Annotated in this window: 18 protein-coding genes; 2 read left to right on the top strand and 16 right to left on the bottom strand. The window is 59.2% G+C overall.

What is annotated here, in order from left to right; translation table 11 throughout:
* Position 1: 1 nt before the first annotated feature.
* The 14 genes from GRPL_RS19665 to GRPL_RS27990 form a co-directional block, all read right to left on the bottom strand.
* Positions 2-586 carry a DUF3261 domain-containing protein gene (locus GRPL_RS19665; RefSeq protein WP_032690392.1) on the bottom strand — a complete coding sequence of 195 codons (585 nt, stop codon included), beginning with the start codon at positions 584-586 and terminating at the stop codon, positions 2-4.
* On the bottom strand, positions 583-2,907 hold the full coding sequence (locus GRPL_RS19660) for an MMPL family transporter (protein ID WP_032698624.1): 2,325 nt from the start codon (positions 2,905-2,907) through the stop codon (positions 583-585). Before GRPL_RS19660 ends, GRPL_RS19665 begins: the two co-directional genes overlap by 4 nt.
* On the bottom strand, positions 2,876-3,481 hold the full coding sequence (locus GRPL_RS19655; RefSeq protein WP_032690394.1) for a LolA family protein: 606 nt from the start codon (positions 3,479-3,481) through the stop codon (positions 2,876-2,878). Before GRPL_RS19655 ends, GRPL_RS19660 begins: the two co-directional genes overlap by 32 nt.
* Entirely contained in the window at positions 3,478-3,900 is a 423-nt protein-coding gene (locus GRPL_RS19650; RefSeq protein ID WP_004868610.1) for an acyl-CoA thioesterase, read from the bottom strand. Before GRPL_RS19650 ends, GRPL_RS19655 begins: the two co-directional genes overlap by 4 nt.
* Before the next feature lie 3 nt (positions 3,901-3,903).
* Positions 3,904-5,595, bottom strand: coding sequence for a glycosyltransferase family 2 protein (locus GRPL_RS19645; protein ID WP_032698625.1), 1,692 nt, complete (start codon positions 5,593-5,595; stop codon positions 3,904-3,906).
* Positions 5,586-5,939, bottom strand: coding sequence for an ApeI family dehydratase (locus tag GRPL_RS19640; RefSeq protein ID WP_032696931.1), 354 nt, complete (start codon positions 5,937-5,939; stop codon positions 5,586-5,588). The genes GRPL_RS19645 and GRPL_RS19640 overlap by 10 nt, the downstream gene beginning before the upstream one ends.
* Positions 5,926-7,284: a class I adenylate-forming enzyme family protein gene (locus GRPL_RS19635; protein WP_032698627.1), complete on the bottom strand. Its 1,359-nt coding sequence runs from the start codon at positions 7,282-7,284 to the stop codon at positions 5,926-5,928. The genes GRPL_RS19640 and GRPL_RS19635 overlap by 14 nt, the downstream gene beginning before the upstream one ends.
* Positions 7,281-7,862 (bottom strand): COG4648 family protein, encoded by a 582-nt coding sequence (locus tag GRPL_RS19630; RefSeq protein WP_032690398.1) that lies wholly within the window; start codon positions 7,860-7,862, stop codon positions 7,281-7,283. The genes GRPL_RS19635 and GRPL_RS19630 overlap by 4 nt, the downstream gene beginning before the upstream one ends.
* 5 nt (positions 7,863-7,867) lie before the next feature.
* Positions 7,868-8,119: an acyl carrier protein gene (locus GRPL_RS19625; RefSeq protein WP_004868599.1), complete on the bottom strand. Its 252-nt coding sequence runs from the start codon at positions 8,117-8,119 to the stop codon at positions 7,868-7,870.
* A gap of 10 nt (positions 8,120-8,129) precedes the next feature.
* Positions 8,130-8,387 (bottom strand): phosphopantetheine-binding protein, encoded by a 258-nt coding sequence (locus GRPL_RS19620; protein WP_004868598.1) that lies wholly within the window; start codon positions 8,385-8,387, stop codon positions 8,130-8,132.
* Positions 8,368-9,183 carry a lysophospholipid acyltransferase family protein gene (locus GRPL_RS19615; RefSeq protein ID WP_032690399.1) on the bottom strand — a complete coding sequence of 272 codons (816 nt, stop codon included), beginning with the start codon at positions 9,181-9,183 and terminating at the stop codon, positions 8,368-8,370. Before GRPL_RS19615 ends, GRPL_RS19620 begins: the two co-directional genes overlap by 20 nt.
* Positions 9,180-9,902 carry a beta-ketoacyl synthase chain length factor gene (locus GRPL_RS19610; RefSeq protein WP_032698629.1) on the bottom strand — a complete coding sequence of 241 codons (723 nt, stop codon included), beginning with the start codon at positions 9,900-9,902 and terminating at the stop codon, positions 9,180-9,182. The genes GRPL_RS19615 and GRPL_RS19610 overlap by 4 nt, the downstream gene beginning before the upstream one ends.
* 491 nt (positions 9,903-10,393) lie before the next feature.
* Complete coding sequence (locus GRPL_RS19605; RefSeq protein WP_032698631.1) at positions 10,394-10,783, bottom strand: hypothetical protein; 390 nt, start codon at positions 10,781-10,783, stop codon at positions 10,394-10,396.
* 17 nt (positions 10,784-10,800) lie between these two features.
* Positions 10,801-11,136, bottom strand: coding sequence for a hypothetical protein (locus GRPL_RS27990; RefSeq protein ID WP_127624801.1), 336 nt, complete (start codon positions 11,134-11,136; stop codon positions 10,801-10,803).
* Between the two features lie 316 nt (positions 11,137-11,452).
* Here GRPL_RS27990 and GRPL_RS19600 point away from each other — a divergent pair, with 316 nt between their 5' ends.
* The gene (locus GRPL_RS19600; protein WP_032696926.1) at positions 11,453-12,673 is read left to right on the top strand and encodes an MFS transporter; all 1,221 of its coding nucleotides are present in this window, start codon (positions 11,453-11,455) and stop codon (positions 12,671-12,673) included.
* On the opposite strand, the gene GRPL_RS19595 is transcribed toward GRPL_RS19600, so the two are convergent.
* Positions 12,674-13,231 carry a DcrB family lipoprotein gene (locus tag GRPL_RS19595; protein ID WP_032690403.1) on the bottom strand — a complete coding sequence of 186 codons (558 nt, stop codon included), beginning with the start codon at positions 13,229-13,231 and terminating at the stop codon, positions 12,674-12,676. It abuts the gene before it with no gap.
* A gap of 73 nt (positions 13,232-13,304) precedes the next feature.
* A complete protein-coding gene (locus GRPL_RS19590; RefSeq protein WP_032696925.1) occupies positions 13,305-13,970 on the bottom strand; it encodes a 7-cyano-7-deazaguanine/7-aminomethyl-7-deazaguanine transporter in 666 nt (221 codons plus the stop codon).
* A 336-nt stretch (positions 13,971-14,306) separates the two neighbouring features.
* Between GRPL_RS19590 and tusA the strand changes: the two genes are divergently transcribed.
* On the top strand, positions 14,307-14,552 hold the full coding sequence (gene tusA / locus GRPL_RS0125540) for a sulfurtransferase TusA (protein ID WP_004868581.1): 246 nt from the start codon (positions 14,307-14,309) through the stop codon (positions 14,550-14,552).
* Positions 14,553-14,696 lie beyond the last annotated feature (144 nt).

Consider the following 14,696-nt stretch of genomic DNA (forward strand, 5'->3'; position numbering starts at 1 on the left):
CTCAGTCACCCAGATATTGAATGGTGATGTGGTATTTAAAGGCCCGCTGCTCAATGCTGATCGGCTCGCGCTTACCATGCCGGTTCAGGTAGACGATCGCCGTCACCAGCTGGCCGCTGGCGTTGCGTAGCTCGCGGCGGTCGCCGGTGTCGGTCAGGGTCCAGCCGCCCGGCAGCTGCGGTTGCCAGGCGGCGACAGGCCAGTGGCTGAGCATCACATCGGCCAGCACCTGACTTGCCGGCGGCAGCTGCGGGGCCACGATAGACTGCTCGGTGTGCAGCCCCTTTTCATCATAGGTCACAAGAAACAGGCGGATCCCCATCGATGAGAGACCGGCGAGCGTGACTTTTTGCTCATCCGCGTTGAGCATCACCAGCAGCGACTGAGTCTGGCCGTGAAAACGCCCGGTAAGCAGCTGCTGGGCATTCAGCGGCGGGGTGATGCCCGGCGCCGGTAACGTCACGCGGGTTCCCGGCTCCAGCCATGCCTGCGGTCGCCCTTGCATGGGGCTCGACGAGTGGCTGCACCCGGCGAGGATGAAGGTGGCGGCCAGCGCCGCGGCGCACCGGAGTCTGTGTTTAATCATCGTCTTTTTTTCTCTTTTTTACCGGGCATCGCCAGCGGGGAGAGCAGGAAAGCGGTGAAAATACCGCTGACCAGCACAATGCCAAAACTGCTGATGGCCTGGGTGGCGCTGAAGACCAGCATGCCGAGGGTCAACAGGGTGGTCATCATGGCGAGGATGATCGCCAGCAGTGACGTCAGCGGCGTTCCGCGCGGGTTGCTGAAAAACAGGGTGTAGTTGATACCAATCCCCAGCACCAGCACCAGCGCCAGCAGTGAAAACAGATTCACCGGGTGGCCGCTGAAGGCGAGGGCCGCCAGCCCGCAGCCTAATGACAGCACGGAGGGCAGCAGGCCGATCGACCCTTTGCGCCAGCCGAGACGCAATATGGCGCCACAGGCGATGACCGCCAGCGCAACCACCAGCAGCCCCGTCAAAATATGGCGATAGAGAGTAAACAGTTCGTCAAAGGCACTTTTTCTGTCTACCCACGCGACGCCGGGCTGTTTTTCACTCAGGGCCCGTAGCGCCGCGCTTGTTTTCACGCCGTCAACCGGAACCAGCACCCCGCTTTCGCCCCCTGGCAGCGTCAGCCACAGCAGGCGCCAGCCTTCGCGGGCCGGGCTGGCAAGCCAGTCATCGACCGTGACCGGCATGGCGGAAAGATCGGCATCGACCGTTTTGAGCCCGGCGTTTTGCAGCGCGGCGGTGACCGCCGGGGCCGCCGCGTTGAGCAGCGCCAGATCCTGGCGTTGACGGGCCAGCGAATTGAGCGGAAGCGTGCGATAACCGCTGAGCATCCCCTGACGTTGCGCCTGGGCAAGGGCAGGAGTAAAGGCCTCCAGCCGCTCCAGCGTCTGCTGCGGCGTCGCACCGTAGACCACGAACCATTTCTGATCCACGCTCTGGCCGGTCAGGGCGACGATCGCTTTTTCTTCGGCCAGAAGATGCTGCGGCAGCGCCTGGAGCTGTGAAATATCGTCATCGACCCGCAGGGTGGCGATACCGGCCAGCGATAAGAGCGCCAGCGTCAGCGGCAGGCCAATATACAGTTTTTTGTTGCGTCGCCATGCCGCCAGCCAGCGAAGCATAAGCCCCATCGCCGGCACCGGGCGAACCGGCAGACCGCGGGACAGCAGCGGATGCCAGAAAATCACCGTCAGGCAGGAGGCGCTCAGTCCGACGGCGGCGAACACCGACATCTGACGAATACCGGGGAAGGGGGCGAGCATCATGATAAGATAGGCCACCACGGCCGTCAGCAGCGCCAGCAGCAACGTGCGGCGGACTTTGGCAAGGCTTTGCCACGGCGTGGCATCATGCCCGTGGACCATTCGTTCCGTGAGATAGTACAGCGTATAGTCGGCGGAGATACCGATAATGCTCATGCTCATCACCAGCGTCATCAGATGCAGTTCGCCAAACAGCAGCAGTGTGACGACGGTGCCCGCCAGCCCGCCAATGCCAACGGAAATTACGCACAGCAGCAGCGGACGAAGCGAACGGAAAGTCGCAACGATAAGCAGGATCACGCCAAGCAGCGTGGCGATACCGAGGGTGGAGATATCCTGCTTTGCCTGCTGGCTGGCGTAGTCGCTGTAAAACACCGTCCCGCGGGCGAGCACCTGTGCCTGCGGGTAGCGCGCTTTTAATTGCTCTTCCAGCTCCGCGAGGGTCGTCACGACGCGGTGCGTCTGCTGCATATCGAATGAGGATCCGGCCAGCTCGCCGTGGATCAGATACCAGTCGTTTCCCTGCTTATCCTGGGTCACCAGCCAGCCATCTTTGAGCTGCAAACGCTGGCCGTTTTGCGCCATCGCCAGCTGCGAGCCGCGCATCAGCATCAGCGGATCGTTTTGCAGCTCTTTGCCGCTGACGCCGGAGAAGGCGGAGTAGAGCTGGGAGAGGACCCACTGCGCCTGCGCCGCGCCGCCGTTTTGCAGGCGGGCGCGGGTAGCATCATCGATAAGCCCGTTGCGGTGCTGCCAGAAAAATGTTCCCCAGGCCTGCTGGCTGGCGGCATCCATCGGGCCTTTCACCTCTGCGAGAGCGTGCGATTGCTGAAGGAGAGTGAGCCATTCGCCTGCCGCCTGAGGACCGGCCTGCTTGCCGGGGCTCACCAGCCAGACTATCTGCCGGTCCAGCCGCTGCATAAAGCCATCGTTCAGGGCCGGGGGAATCGCGCCAAGGGTCTGCTTCGGCAACATCGCCAGCACGCTGCTGTTGACCCGCGATTGCGGCAGCAGCGTCAGCAGAACGCCCAGCATCAGCAGGCAGGCGCAGCCCCACAGCAGCGCGATGCTCCGGCGGTTACGGTGCAGCAAATCGTTGTCGTTCGTCATCGGTCAGTTGCGCGGGCGTCAGTTGATGTTGAGAGAGGACGATATCGGTACGATCGCCTTGTTTATCATTGAGTTGAATATTTTCCAGGTAGCGCTGGCCAGCCAGGTCGATGGTGGCGAAGATTTTATCCAGCGGTGTGGTTTTCGGCGTCAGGCGCAGGGTCCATCGCCCTTCGCCGGTATCGGCAAACTCAACGCGGAAGTTCTGCTCCAGCACCTGACGGTCGGCCTGAAACAGCGCGCGCAGCAGATGGTTGAACTGGAACATCTGCGGGTTGTTCTCGGCGGTGATCGTCTGCGGCGGCTGGCCGCCGATCGCCTGTACCATCCGTTTATCATCCAGCAGGAGCTGCATCGGGAACGGTGCGGTCTGATCCCACAGCAGCCCCTGGTCGCGGGCGATCAGCATCTGGCCCTGGGATCGCAGCGGCTGCGGCAGATCCTTAATGGTACGGGTTTGATCGAAGTGGGCGCGGATCACCGGCTGTTCGGTAAAGCGCTGCTGCAGATCGTCAAGCGTCAGGGCGCTGACCAACGGGCTAATCAGCAGCGCCAGCAGGGGCCACCATCTCATGGCTTCACCCCCATGCGCTCAAACAGGATATCCGGGCTGACGAAGCTCATCTCACGGCTCTTCTCCTCCACGGCGACCTGGATGGTATAGCCGGTGGTGGTGCGTTTTCCGCTGTCGGCGGCAAAAATCTCATAGCCGATGCGCAGCCGGTTTTCGTACTCTTCTATCCGGGCACGCACGCGAAAACGTTGTTCAAAGGTCAGCACGTCGCGGTATTTCACCCGGGTATCCACCACCGGCCAGAGATAGCCGGATTCTTTCATCTGGCGGTAGCCATAGTTGAACTGATTAAGCAGCGCCTCGCGGGCAATCTCAAAGTAGCGAAAGTAGTTGCCATGCCACACCACGCCCATCATATCGACGTCGTGAAACGGTACGGTCAGCTCTACCTCGGCAGTAAAACGGGGATCGTTCAGCACCCTTTACTCCTTCTCTTTGGCATCCGGCAGCTGCCAGAAATCGAAAAAATTGAACCAGTCCAGCGGCGACTGCAGCGCGTAGTGCTCAAGGCGCTTTGCATAGCGGTCAATGGCATGCTGTAACGCCGCCTGGCGTTCTGCGCGAGGCAGCGTCAGCGGGTCGGCGAAGGGTTCGCAATGGATATGCAGTTTGCCCTGCTGGCGCAGCGCGAAAATCAGCTGCACCGGACAGCGCAGGATCGACGCCAGAATGAACGGCCCCTGCGGGAAAGGCGCGGGCTGCCCCATGAATTTGCTCCAGCAGACGCGCCATTCGCCGCCGCGCTGGGGCGTCACGGCGATGCGGTCGCCGACGATAGCCACCCATTCGTTACGCTCCAGCTTCTCTTTGAGCAGCATCGCGGTCTCCGGGCCGATATCGGTCACCGGCATCAGGTTGATCCCGGCCTGCGGCGCCATCTCCTCCATGATCTGTTTAAAGCGGCGGGCGTTATCGCTAAACACCAGCGCGTTAATGACCTGACCGCCCTGCAATTGCGCCAGCGCCCGGCAGGCCTCGACATCGCCGAGATGGGAGGCCAGTAAGAGCTTGCCGCCTGGCGTGGTGTGGCTGAGCGCGTCTTCCGCTCCGGGGGCGAAAACCACATCGCGTCCGAAGCGTAATTCGCCGCGCCAGCCGGCGATTTTGTTGAGCATCGCCTCGCCAAAGCGCAGAAAATGGCAATAGCTGTTGAGGTGCGCGGGCAGCGGTTGCTGACGGGCGCTAAGCTGCGCGCGCACGCGGGAGAGCCAGTTTTGCGAGGCCTGACGGGCGCGGTGCGCGGTCAGCCAGTAGACGGCCACCACCGGGTAGAGCAGCCACGAAAACGCCCTACGCCCCAGCAGCCGCCAGACCAGCAGCATCAGACGCATTCCCCACAGCCCTTTGAGCTCCTGCTGCTGCGCCCAGTGGCTTGCCCGACGGCGAAACAGCAGGGAAGGGATACGCGGCAGCATGCCGAGGAACAGGCGAGTGTGCATCCAGGAGATGCGACAGTTGTCCTTTAGCGCATCAAAATGAGACAGCCCGTCCGCGGGGTAGGTCACGCGGGTCGCCACAAAATGGCTGTCATTGCCCTGCCAGTAGAGACGCACCATGACCTCGGTATCAAAATCCATTCGTTTACCCAGCGCCACGCGCTGCGCCAGCTGTAGCGTCGGCGCAATCGGGTAGACGCGAAAGCCGCACATGCTGTCTTTCAGCTGGAGCGAGAGCGTTTCTATCCACACCCAGATGTGGGTAATCCAGCGGCCATAGAGGCGCGATCGGGGAATGGTGTCGTCGTAAACGGGCCGCCCGGAGATCAGCGCGGCCGGGTGCGCTTGCGCGAGAGCCAGCAGCTGCGGAATATCCTCAATGGCGTGCTGCCCGTCGGCATCCACCTGCACGGCGTGGCTGAAACCCGCCGCGGCTGCGGCCTGTAGGCCGCGGATCACCGCCGCGCCTTTGCCGGCATTTTCCGTCAGGCGAATCAGCGTCAACCCGGGCTCCTGCGCCGCCAGTTGTTCCAGCACCCGGCGCGTCGGCGCGTCGCTGCCATCGTCGACCACGATGCACGGCAGATTGCAGGACCGTAAACGGGCCAGCACCTGGGGCATCATCGCGCCGTGGTTGTAGCAAGGGATCACCACACAGGGCGCGAAGGTTACTGACATAGACGGATTTTCCCGCTGCTGGCGGTATGCCGCGCTTCGCCATCGTGGCGCTGATAGTTGAAAGTGAGTATCTGGCGCGCTTCCTGCCAGTGCAGGGTGAGCGTGACGGTCGCATCCGGCAGCAGCGGCGCCTGGAATTTGACGTTCTGAATGCTGTGGAACCGCCAGCCTGGCGCCAGCAGCGTGGTGGCGTAATGCATTACCCAGTCCAGCTGGGCAACGCCGGGCAGCAGCGGCTGTATGGCAAAATGGCCGCTAAACCAGAAAAGGCCAGGATCGAGGTACAAGACAATCTCAACCTGTTGCTGATGCGCCTGATTCCCTTTAATTTCATGGGGTTTCATGAAATAACTCCTGTAATTGCGCATACACGCGCTTATTCATGCTGTTCACCGGGATCTCGTCGATACTGCGCCAGTAGCGGGGAATGGCGACCGGCTCAAGCGTTGGCCGAAGCGCTCGCCGCCACGCCTGCTCAAGGGGTTTGCTGGCGGACAGCCACTGCTGACGGGTATGGTCATTGAGCACCAGCAGGACACCGATGGCCTGTCGGCCACCGCGGCTGACGGGTAAAGCCACCGCGTCGCGAATCCCCTCCAGTTCCATCAGGCGCTGTTCAATTTCGCTGAGCGAAATCCGCTTTTCTTCAATTTTAACCACCCGTCCACGGCGCCCGGTCAGGCGAAAGTGTCCGTCGGCGGTGAGTTGCAGGGTATCGTCGAGTAACAGACCATCTCGCTCGGCAATCAGCGGCGAAAATACGCGAAACGCTTCGCCCTCGGGGAGAAGTTTGACCCCGGGGAAAGGCCGCCAGTCGCCATATTCCTGCTCGCGGCAACGCCAGGCAAGGATGCCGGTTTCGGTACTGCCGTAAATCTCATCCGGCCAGCATTTAAGCCAGTCGGCTGCTCCGGTCACCTGTTCCCAGGGCAGTACTCCGCCGGCAGAGAACAGGATTGCCACCGGCGGCGGGGTCAGTCGGGGGTCAAGGCGCTTCAAAAAGGCCGGGCTGCTGATAAACGCATAGCGATGCCGGGGATCCAGCGCGCTGAGCTGTTCGGCATAATTCAGCATGGCCGCATCTAGCGGCAGGCCGAGCGCCATGGGCAGGAAAATGCGAAAGGTCAGGCCGTAAAGATGCTGGGGCGCCACCGAAGCGACAATACGACAGCCGGCCAGCCGGTCGGCAAAGCGCGTGGCCAGCAGTTCAGCCTCGCGGTCGAGAACGGCCAGCGATTTGATCATTCGCTTCGGCTGCCCCGTCGAACCGGAAGTGAACAGCTCAATGGTGGCGTCATCAGCCAACTGGTGGAAGGTGACCGTCTGCGCGGGAGGGCGTCGGGAACGGCTGATGACCCATGTCGGGCCGCTCCAGCCAAGAGGCTTTTCACTGAGCACGCCATCGAACAGCGCGCGTTGCTCTTCCAGTTGAGAGAGGCGGCTATGCCCCGGGATCACCGGCGTTTTATGGGCATGCAGCGTGGCCAGCAGCGCGACCAGAAACAGATAGCTGTCGTCAAAACAGAGCGCCCAGCGTTGACCCTGGTGCTGCTGCAGCCGCTCCACGCAGTGCGCAACGTCATCGCGCAGATGGCCCAGGGTCCAAACCTGGTCGCCTCGCCAGGCCACGAGGGTGTCGGCCGAACGCGGGGTACTCAGCCAGCGGACCACAGAAAGAGGCGGCATCATGAGGATTCTCGCTTAATCACCCGACGGCGTACCAGCCACTCTCCGGCCATCAGCGCGCCAATCAGCAGATAGGCGATCATGCCGTTCCATGCGGTCCAGAGCGCCATATCACCGTACAGCGCCGTAAAGAGGGCGATACTGCCATTGACGATAAAAAACAGGCACCAGATCTGCGTGACCCGACGGGTATAGCGCACGGCGGCGGCGGGGAGGTGAGGCTCTTGTATGCGGGCCAGGCGTTCCACCAGCGGCATGGTTGTCCACAGCGAACCGCCGAACGCAGCCAGCATCACGGCGTTGACCACCACCGGGTAAAACAGCAGCAGCTGGTGCGTTTTCAACAGCGTGCTGGCCACGCACAGGACGATCCCCGCCAGCGCAACCACCTGGGTGACGATACGCAGCGGACCCGCCTGACGCCGGGTCTGGCGCAGGCGTAAATACAGCAGCAGCGCCATTAAAGGAAGCAGCCAGCGCAGGCTGTTATGCGCGAGGCCCAGCCAGATAACACAAGGCCAGGCCAGCAGGAGCAGGCTTGTCAGCAGCAGAATACCCTTGCGTGAAAGTGCCCCCGACATGCGGATCAGGCTTCCCGGGACAGGCGTTCGAGGGCATCAACCACATCCTGCACGGTGCGCACGGCTTTAAATTCTTCTGCTTTGATTTTCTTGCTGGTTTTCTTCTGCAGGTGGACGATCATATCGACCGCGTCGATACTATCCAGCTCCAGGTCTTCGTACAGCCGCGCTTCCGGTTTGATATCCTCAGGATCGATTTCAAACAGCTTAACCAGCAGTGCCGAGACGTCGGCATAAATATCATGTGATTCAGTCATGGGGCGAGCCTCAGGTACGTTGAGCGTCGATAAACGCGGCCAGGGTGGCAACGGAGAAGAAATGCTGGCGCATCTCGTCGCTTTCGGCGGAGAGCACCACGCCATAGCGGTTTTTTACCGCCAGCCCTAGCTCCAGGGCGTCGATGGAGTCCAGACCCAGGCCATCGCCAAAGAGTGCCGCATCGGTGTCAATGTCGTCAGCCGACAGTTCTTCCAGATTCAACGTAGTAATTATGAGATTTTTAATTTCAAGATAGAGCGCTTGCATCATTAATTCCTGAAGTAGGCGTAGTACCTGATTGTAATTGAAGCAAAAGATGCCGGTTTAGCTGCCGTGCCGCCAGCGATGGCGTCTGTGAGCTGGCATCGAAAAACTGGTTGATACGTATCCGATCCCGCACCTCAATCGTAAACAGAGGTTTGCTGGGCGGCGCATCGTACCATTTGCACTGCTTGCCAAGCATGTGTTCGCTGCAGCGGATTGTCACGACCCGTAAATCGCTTGCGCAGCGCACGGCAATATTGGCCGCACCGCGCTGCAACGTCATCTGCTCACCGGGGCGCGTCCGCGTGCCTTCGGGGAAAATTAAAATGGTATCACCCTGCTGAAGGCGGTTCAGGCTGGCGGGCAGCAGCGAATCCGCCTGGTCATTAAGCAGATAATCCGCCGCGCGAATCACGCCGCTGACGAACGGGTTCTTCAGCAAGCTGCTTTTTACCATGCAGTCGGTCTCCGGCATGATCGACGCCAGCATCACGTAGTCGATCAGGCTGGGATGGTTGGCCACCACCAGACATCCGCGCTCCTGGCGTAGAATGTCACCGCCTTCAATGCGGTAATCCAGCACGCCGACGGCTCTGACCACCGCCAAAAAGAGGCGGAAGCTGGCGGCAATGCTGCGCCGCGCCAGACGGCGGCGACGGGGTTTGTTCCTGATAACTATCAGCAGCAGGTTGAACCAGATGAGAGACAGCAGCAGTCCACCAAGACCGAACAAGGCGAAACAGACGCCGGTCATGGCTCCCCGCCAGACTCGGTTCAGACGTGCCAGCAGAGGGCTCATGTGCGACTCCATTGCCACTGCACGCGCTCGCCGGGCAGGGTAAAGGCCGGGCTGTCCTGCAAATAGTGTTGTAAAAATAACAGGCTTTGCGGCAGCGCGCTCTCTGCGGACGGTGCGCTGCGACGGGTGGCGCAGCGCAATGCCGCCCCGGCTTCAATCACCAGCGCCAGCGCATAGGGCCAGGTTGGCATTTCTGGCGATAGCTGCGGATGGTAGAACTCGGGCAGGTAGCCGTCGAAATCCACCATTAATACCCGCTGATAGCCCGCCTGCAGCAGGCACATGACTTCGCATAGCCCTTGCTGGAAGGTATCCCGCCCGGCCGACAGAGAGGAGGAAACGATCGGCCGCTGTGCAGCAATGGTCAGATTCCCCACCGCCGAGTTATGGACGGACAGGGCAAAGTCGGTCGGGGAGATGGCCTGCTGCGTCGCCAGGGCGTGGAGAATACGATAATTGCGTTCAAGTTCGCCGTGGCGGCTGGTGTACAGTATGGCGTCGATTTGATGACGGCGCAGCATTGCCAGCCCGCACTCAACGGCGAGTTTACTGCCGGAGCTAAGGCGTCTGGCGGTCATCATCGGTAATTCGGTTAATTTTGCCTGTGGGGCTGAGGGATCGAAGGCGTGCGGATGCCGTGACCATTGCTGCCACTGTGTCGCTTCGCTCATTCCCGGGGCTCTGCCCTGCCAGTCAACTATGTTTAGTGCAAATTTCATCAACGCGTATCCGCGATAAATCGGTGATCTTAGCGCCATTTTTTAACGGCACTTTTTATTTTTGTTGTGGCACGCGTATACAGTATGGCTAACGCCTTGACCAACGGCGCATTACCGGCCTGGATTGTTTACCGTTCCGCTTTTTGCCGACCGGATATCCGGCCTCAGGGTGAGTCTGAGGGCATATCGGCAAGCATATTCACCGCATGGCAATTTATGCGGCGAAGTCAGGGCGTATTTTCGATATTTTCCTATGCCAGCGCAATTTATTATGGCAACTATTCGCGCCTGAGAGAGATATTCTGTTATTCCATCAACAGGTCAGTGACCTGACTCTGACATTTCCGCCACATATTCTACCGGGTGGCAAACGAATACATAGGATAATGCCGAATCCTGTCGAGCATCAGAATAGTCTCTGATCCTGTGCCTCTTCAGAAGTCAGCATTTGCGCGCTGACTCCTGAATCAATGATGGGATGACGAGGACAATCACAGGCTTGAATCAGCGGCTAAATTTACCTGAATATCTTTATCCAGATTGTGGACCCAGCGGTTATAGTTTTTATGGATTTTCCCACCGGAGGCCAGCATATTGCTGCTGCTGACGTAGTGAATAGAATAACCGCTGGCGGAGTAATTAATACGGACCTCAACGACATGGTCGCGAGCCTGCTGACGCGCGGCGATCGCGCCAGGCGCGGTTTGCGACATGATCCACTGGCGCTGCACGCCGGCCCGCAGAATGGCCTGTTTCACCTGAGCCTCAGTATGACCGGCACTCACGGTGGTCCGGATTTGCTCAACCGGCGCGGTGCGCGCACAGCCGGCCAACGCGCCTGCAACCGCAATAGCGGCGAACCACTGCACATACTTTTTCATGAACACTCCCTGTCAAATTACCGGTAATACAATGAAATGGCTGACGTTAAAAATGAATGTCGGCCACCAGAAAGTTCCGGATAAATATCCGGTATGGATTTTCGTGTTGTCTTAATGATGCGACGGTTTTCATCATAAAGGATAGCGAGCGAGGCCACCAGCAGTAATGAGTGATAATGAATGGTTTTATGAGGTTGAATTTTAACGGCATAGCGGGAATTTCCGAAGCTTATACCAACGACATTATTATTCGCCAGACAGTTAATTCGCGGGGGATATTCAGGTATATCGCTGACGGTATTTAAATAAATATGCCTTAGACATCCGGTTGCGCATGTGTTGACCAGGCCCATTCACTCCGGCTATCGGGTTATCTGTGTTCCCGGGCGATCCTGGCTCCTCACCGATGCCGCCTTCGGCTATTTACATTCGTTCCTGACCAATGCGGCTCTCTTGCCGGCCGGTTCCGGCTAGCGACACAAACATTCCCCCATGGCGAAGCGAAACTGAACGCCAGTTGCCCTGTAGCAGTCCTTGCTGGCAGAAGCTGTACCCGATGCTGAGGTTGATCGTGCGGCCCGTCGCGCGCGAATTTCTGCGCCGCGGGCTGCTTTTGAGCAGACGACGTGGTAATAGTGAAACACTGTTGTAAAAGTCTGGTGGACCCCCATGCCCGAACCCGTTGACGAACCGGCGCTGAATGGCGTGCGCCTTAATCTGCGGATTGTCTCCGTTGTGATGTTTAATTTTGCCAGCTACCTGACAATTGGCCTGCCGTTGGCCGTTCTGCCGGGCTATGTCCATGATGTGATGGGATTTAGCGCGTTCTGGGCCGGCCTGGTCATTAGCCTGCAGTATTTTGCCACTCTCCTCAGCCGCCCTCATGCCGGACGCTACGCCGATCTTCTTGGACCGAAAAAGATCGTGATCTTCGGGCTGTGCGGCTGTTTTCTCAGCGGTTTGAGCTATCTGCTGGCGGCCGTCGGCAGCGGCTGGCCGATCTTTAGCCTGGCGCTGCTGTGCCTCGGTCGCGTGATTCTCGGCATCGGGCAAAGCTTTGCCGGCACCGGTTCAACGCTATGGGGGGTGGGCGTGGTGGGCTCGCTGCATATCGGGCGGGTTATTTCGTGGAACGGTATCGTGACTTACGGGGCGATGGCGATGGGGGCGCCGCTCGGCGTGCTCTGTTATTCCCTTGTCGGACTGCCGGGGCTGGCGTGGGCGATTATGGCCGTGGCGCTGGTCGCTATTCTGTGTGCGCTGCCGAGGGCGGCGGTCAGAGCAACGAAGGGTAAAGCGATGACGTTTCGCGCCGTGCTGGGCCGGGTCTGGCCGTATGGGATGGCGCTGGCATTGGCTTCCGCCGGGTTTGGCACGATCGCGACGTTTATTACCCTGTTCTACGACGCCAAAGGCTGGGACGGCGCGGCGTTTGCGCTGACGTTATTTAGCTGTGCGTTTGTTGGTACGCGTCTGCTGTTCCCTAATGGCATTAATCGTCTGGGGGGACTGAACGTCGCGATGCTGTGCTTTAGCGTTGAGATTGTCGGACTTCTGCTGGTGGGGTTGGCTGAAACTTCGCCGATCGCCAAAGTCGGGACCTTCTTCGCTGGCGCCGGTTTTTCACTGGTCTTCCCTGCGCTGGGGGTGGTGGCGGTGAAGGCGGTGCCGCAGCAAAATCAGGGCTCGGCGCTGGCGACCTATACGGTATTTATGGATCTGTCTTTAGGCATCACCGGGCCGCTGGCCGGGCTGCTGATGGCATGGGCCGGGATTTCCACCATTTATCTGGCGGCGGCGGGGCTGGTGGCGGTGGCGCTGTTGTTGAGCTGGCGGTTAAAAAAACGGCCCCCGGCGGTGGCGCCGGAGGCCGCTACGTCAGGCCAGTAGTTACTGGATGACGAGGGTGTTGATGATGTTTTCAGCCGCGCTTTGCGCCTGCTGCTGGTTGTCTGCCGGCAGCGTGATCTGCAGGGTCAGCAGCTTATCGTCAACCTTGCCGAGAATCACGGAAGACCAGGCGGTCTGGCCTTTGGCGGAGATGATGCTGTCCAACTGCTGCAGCGTGTGGCCTTTGATATCAATCGATTTATTGGTGACAACCTGCAGCTGCGGATCGCGGCTGCGCTGCTGATCTTCCAGGCGCTGAGCCAGCACGCTCAATTCTTCATTGGTGCTGTCGCCAACAATCACGATCACCGCTTTCTGTCCGGTGACGTCAGAATAGACGTGCATGTTGTTGGCCTGGGTACCCAGCTTGCCGCTCTGATCGGTCATTCCTGCTGGCAGGGAAAAACTCAGCTTACCGTCCAGCAGGCTGATAGTTTGTCCGCTGGCGTTGCTTTCCGCAGCTGCCCCGGCAGTCGGCGTTTTTGTGTCGCTGTTATCACAGGCCGCGAGCCCCATAACCAGCAGGCCAATACCGACATATTTAACCAAATTGCGCATTGACATCTTCCTTTCGATAAACGGCCATTAACGGCTCATTCGCTTATCTTATCACATCAACCTGCGAGTACTCTTAACCTGGCTGCAATGCGGATAAATCAGATTTATCTGCCAGTTTTTTCAGCAGCATATTCAACAACATGCCATACATCGGCAGGAAGAAAACAATGCTAATCAGTACCTTGAAGCTGTAGTCGACAATCGCGATTTCTCCCCAGTTCGCTGCCATAAACGGGTCCGGACTGCGCCAGAAAGCGATGAAGAAAAAGGCCAGGGTATCGCTGACGTTGCCGAACAGGGTCGAGGCAGTCGGCGCCAGCCACCAGCGGCGGTTTTGCCGCAGGCGGTTAAAGACGTGGACATCGAGGATCTGGCCCAGCGCGTAGGCCATGAAACTGGCGGCGGCGATACGGGCGACGAACAGGTTAAAGTGGGTCAGCGCGGCAAAGCCTTGCCACTCGCCCATATAAAACAGGGACGAGATGCCATAGGAGATCAGCAGCGCCGGGACCATCACCGCCAGGATAATGCGTCGTGCCAGCGGCGCGCCGAAAATCCGCACCGTCAGATCGGTGGCGAGGAAGATAAACGGAAAGCTGAATGCGCCCCAGGTGGTATGAAAACCAAAAATGGTGATCGGGAGCTGCACCAGATAGTTGCTGGAGGTGATAACCAGCAAATGAAAAAGAGAAAGCCAGACCAGCGCTTTTTGACGCTGTGACGTTGTAAACGGATTCATATTGTGACCTTTTTATGCCCGTTATCCTTCAGACTGCAGATGCGTTGACTCTCCTCGTGTATTCCAGTCGCTTACCTGGGTAAGCCCTCGGGAATTCACTGCGGTATCGCCTTTCTGCAACTCGAATGATTCAGGACCAGAGAGTTGGGGTGAGGGAACCCAATAAATCAATACTCGTGCCGTGGCTTGCCAACGCGCGAGTACCAGTTTGAAGCGGCAGAATGATACTGCGTTGAGCGGGTATTGCAATGGTTGTTTTTCGCGCAAACGTTAACCTGACTTGCGTAGCGGAAAAGTGGGGGTAAACTAGGGCCGTTTTGTTGATGTGAGATAAAAATGACCGAACTTTTCTCCAGCCCTGACCACACTCTGGACGCTCAGGGCCTGCGTTGCCCGGAGCCGGTAATGATGGTGCGTAAGACCGTACGTACCATGCCGGTGGGCGAAACGCTGCTGATTATCGCCGACGATCCGGCGACAACCCGCGATATTCCGGGTTTTTGCCGCTTTATGGAGCATGAGCTGCTGGCGCAAGAAACCGCGGCGCTGCCCTACCGCTATCTGATTCGTAAAAGCCATTAAGCACGGGTTTGCGTGCCGCACGGCCTTTCCCGGAGGCGGGGCTGCGCCCCTGTCCGGGCTACAAAATCCAAAGATCGCACGCTCCCGTAGCCCCGGTAAGCAGCGCGCCACCGGGGGATAAACGGTGCGATTGCCGTAGACCGT

The sequence above is a fragment of the Klebsiella planticola ATCC 33531 genome (assembly GCF_000735435.1).
Classification (GTDB): domain Bacteria; phylum Pseudomonadota; class Gammaproteobacteria; order Enterobacterales; family Enterobacteriaceae; genus Klebsiella; species Klebsiella planticola.

Excerpts from the sequence above, each read along its gene's own strand:
- GRPL_RS19665 (WP_032690392.1), bottom strand. The coding sequence starts at position 586 with ATGATTAAACACAGACTCCGGTGCGCCGCGGCGCTGGCCGCCACCTTC.
- GRPL_RS19660 (WP_032698624.1), bottom strand. The coding sequence starts at position 2,907 with ATGACGAACGACAACGATTTGCTGCACCGTAACCGCCGGAGCATCGCG.
- GRPL_RS19655 (WP_032690394.1), bottom strand. The coding sequence starts at position 3,481 with ATGAGATGGTGGCCCCTGCTGGCGCTGCTGATTAGCCCGTTGGTCAGC.
- GRPL_RS19645 (WP_032698625.1), bottom strand. The coding sequence starts at position 5,595 with ATGTCAGTAACCTTCGCGCCCTGTGTGGTGATCCCTTGCTACAACCAC.
- GRPL_RS19640 (WP_032696931.1), bottom strand. The coding sequence starts at position 5,939 with ATGAAACCCCATGAAATTAAAGGGAATCAGGCGCATCAGCAACAGGTT.
- GRPL_RS19635 (WP_032698627.1), bottom strand. The coding sequence starts at position 7,284 with ATGATGCCGCCTCTTTCTGTGGTCCGCTGGCTGAGTACCCCGCGTTCG.
- GRPL_RS19630 (WP_032690398.1), bottom strand. The coding sequence starts at position 7,862 with ATGTCGGGGGCACTTTCACGCAAGGGTATTCTGCTGCTGACAAGCCTG.
- GRPL_RS19625 (WP_004868599.1), bottom strand. The coding sequence starts at position 8,119 with ATGACTGAATCACATGATATTTATGCCGACGTCTCGGCACTGCTGGTT.
- GRPL_RS19620 (WP_004868598.1), bottom strand. The coding sequence starts at position 8,387 with ATGCAAGCGCTCTATCTTGAAATTAAAAATCTCATAATTACTACGTTG.
- GRPL_RS19615 (WP_032690399.1), bottom strand. The coding sequence starts at position 9,183 with ATGAGCCCTCTGCTGGCACGTCTGAACCGAGTCTGGCGGGGAGCCATG.
- GRPL_RS19610 (WP_032698629.1), bottom strand. The coding sequence starts at position 9,902 with ATGAAATTTGCACTAAACATAGTTGACTGGCAGGGCAGAGCCCCGGGA.
- GRPL_RS19605 (WP_032698631.1), bottom strand. The coding sequence starts at position 10,783 with ATGAAAAAGTATGTGCAGTGGTTCGCCGCTATTGCGGTTGCAGGCGCG.
- GRPL_RS27990 (WP_127624801.1), bottom strand. The coding sequence starts at position 11,136 with ATGGGCCTGGTCAACACATGCGCAACCGGATGTCTAAGGCATATTTAT.
- GRPL_RS19600 (WP_032696926.1), top strand. The coding sequence starts at position 11,453 with ATGCCCGAACCCGTTGACGAACCGGCGCTGAATGGCGTGCGCCTTAAT.
- GRPL_RS19595 (WP_032690403.1), bottom strand. The coding sequence starts at position 13,231 with ATGCGCAATTTGGTTAAATATGTCGGTATTGGCCTGCTGGTTATGGGG.
- GRPL_RS19590 (WP_032696925.1), bottom strand. The coding sequence starts at position 13,970 with ATGAATCCGTTTACAACGTCACAGCGTCAAAAAGCGCTGGTCTGGCTT.
- tusA (WP_004868581.1), top strand. The coding sequence starts at position 14,307 with ATGACCGAACTTTTCTCCAGCCCTGACCACACTCTGGACGCTCAGGGC.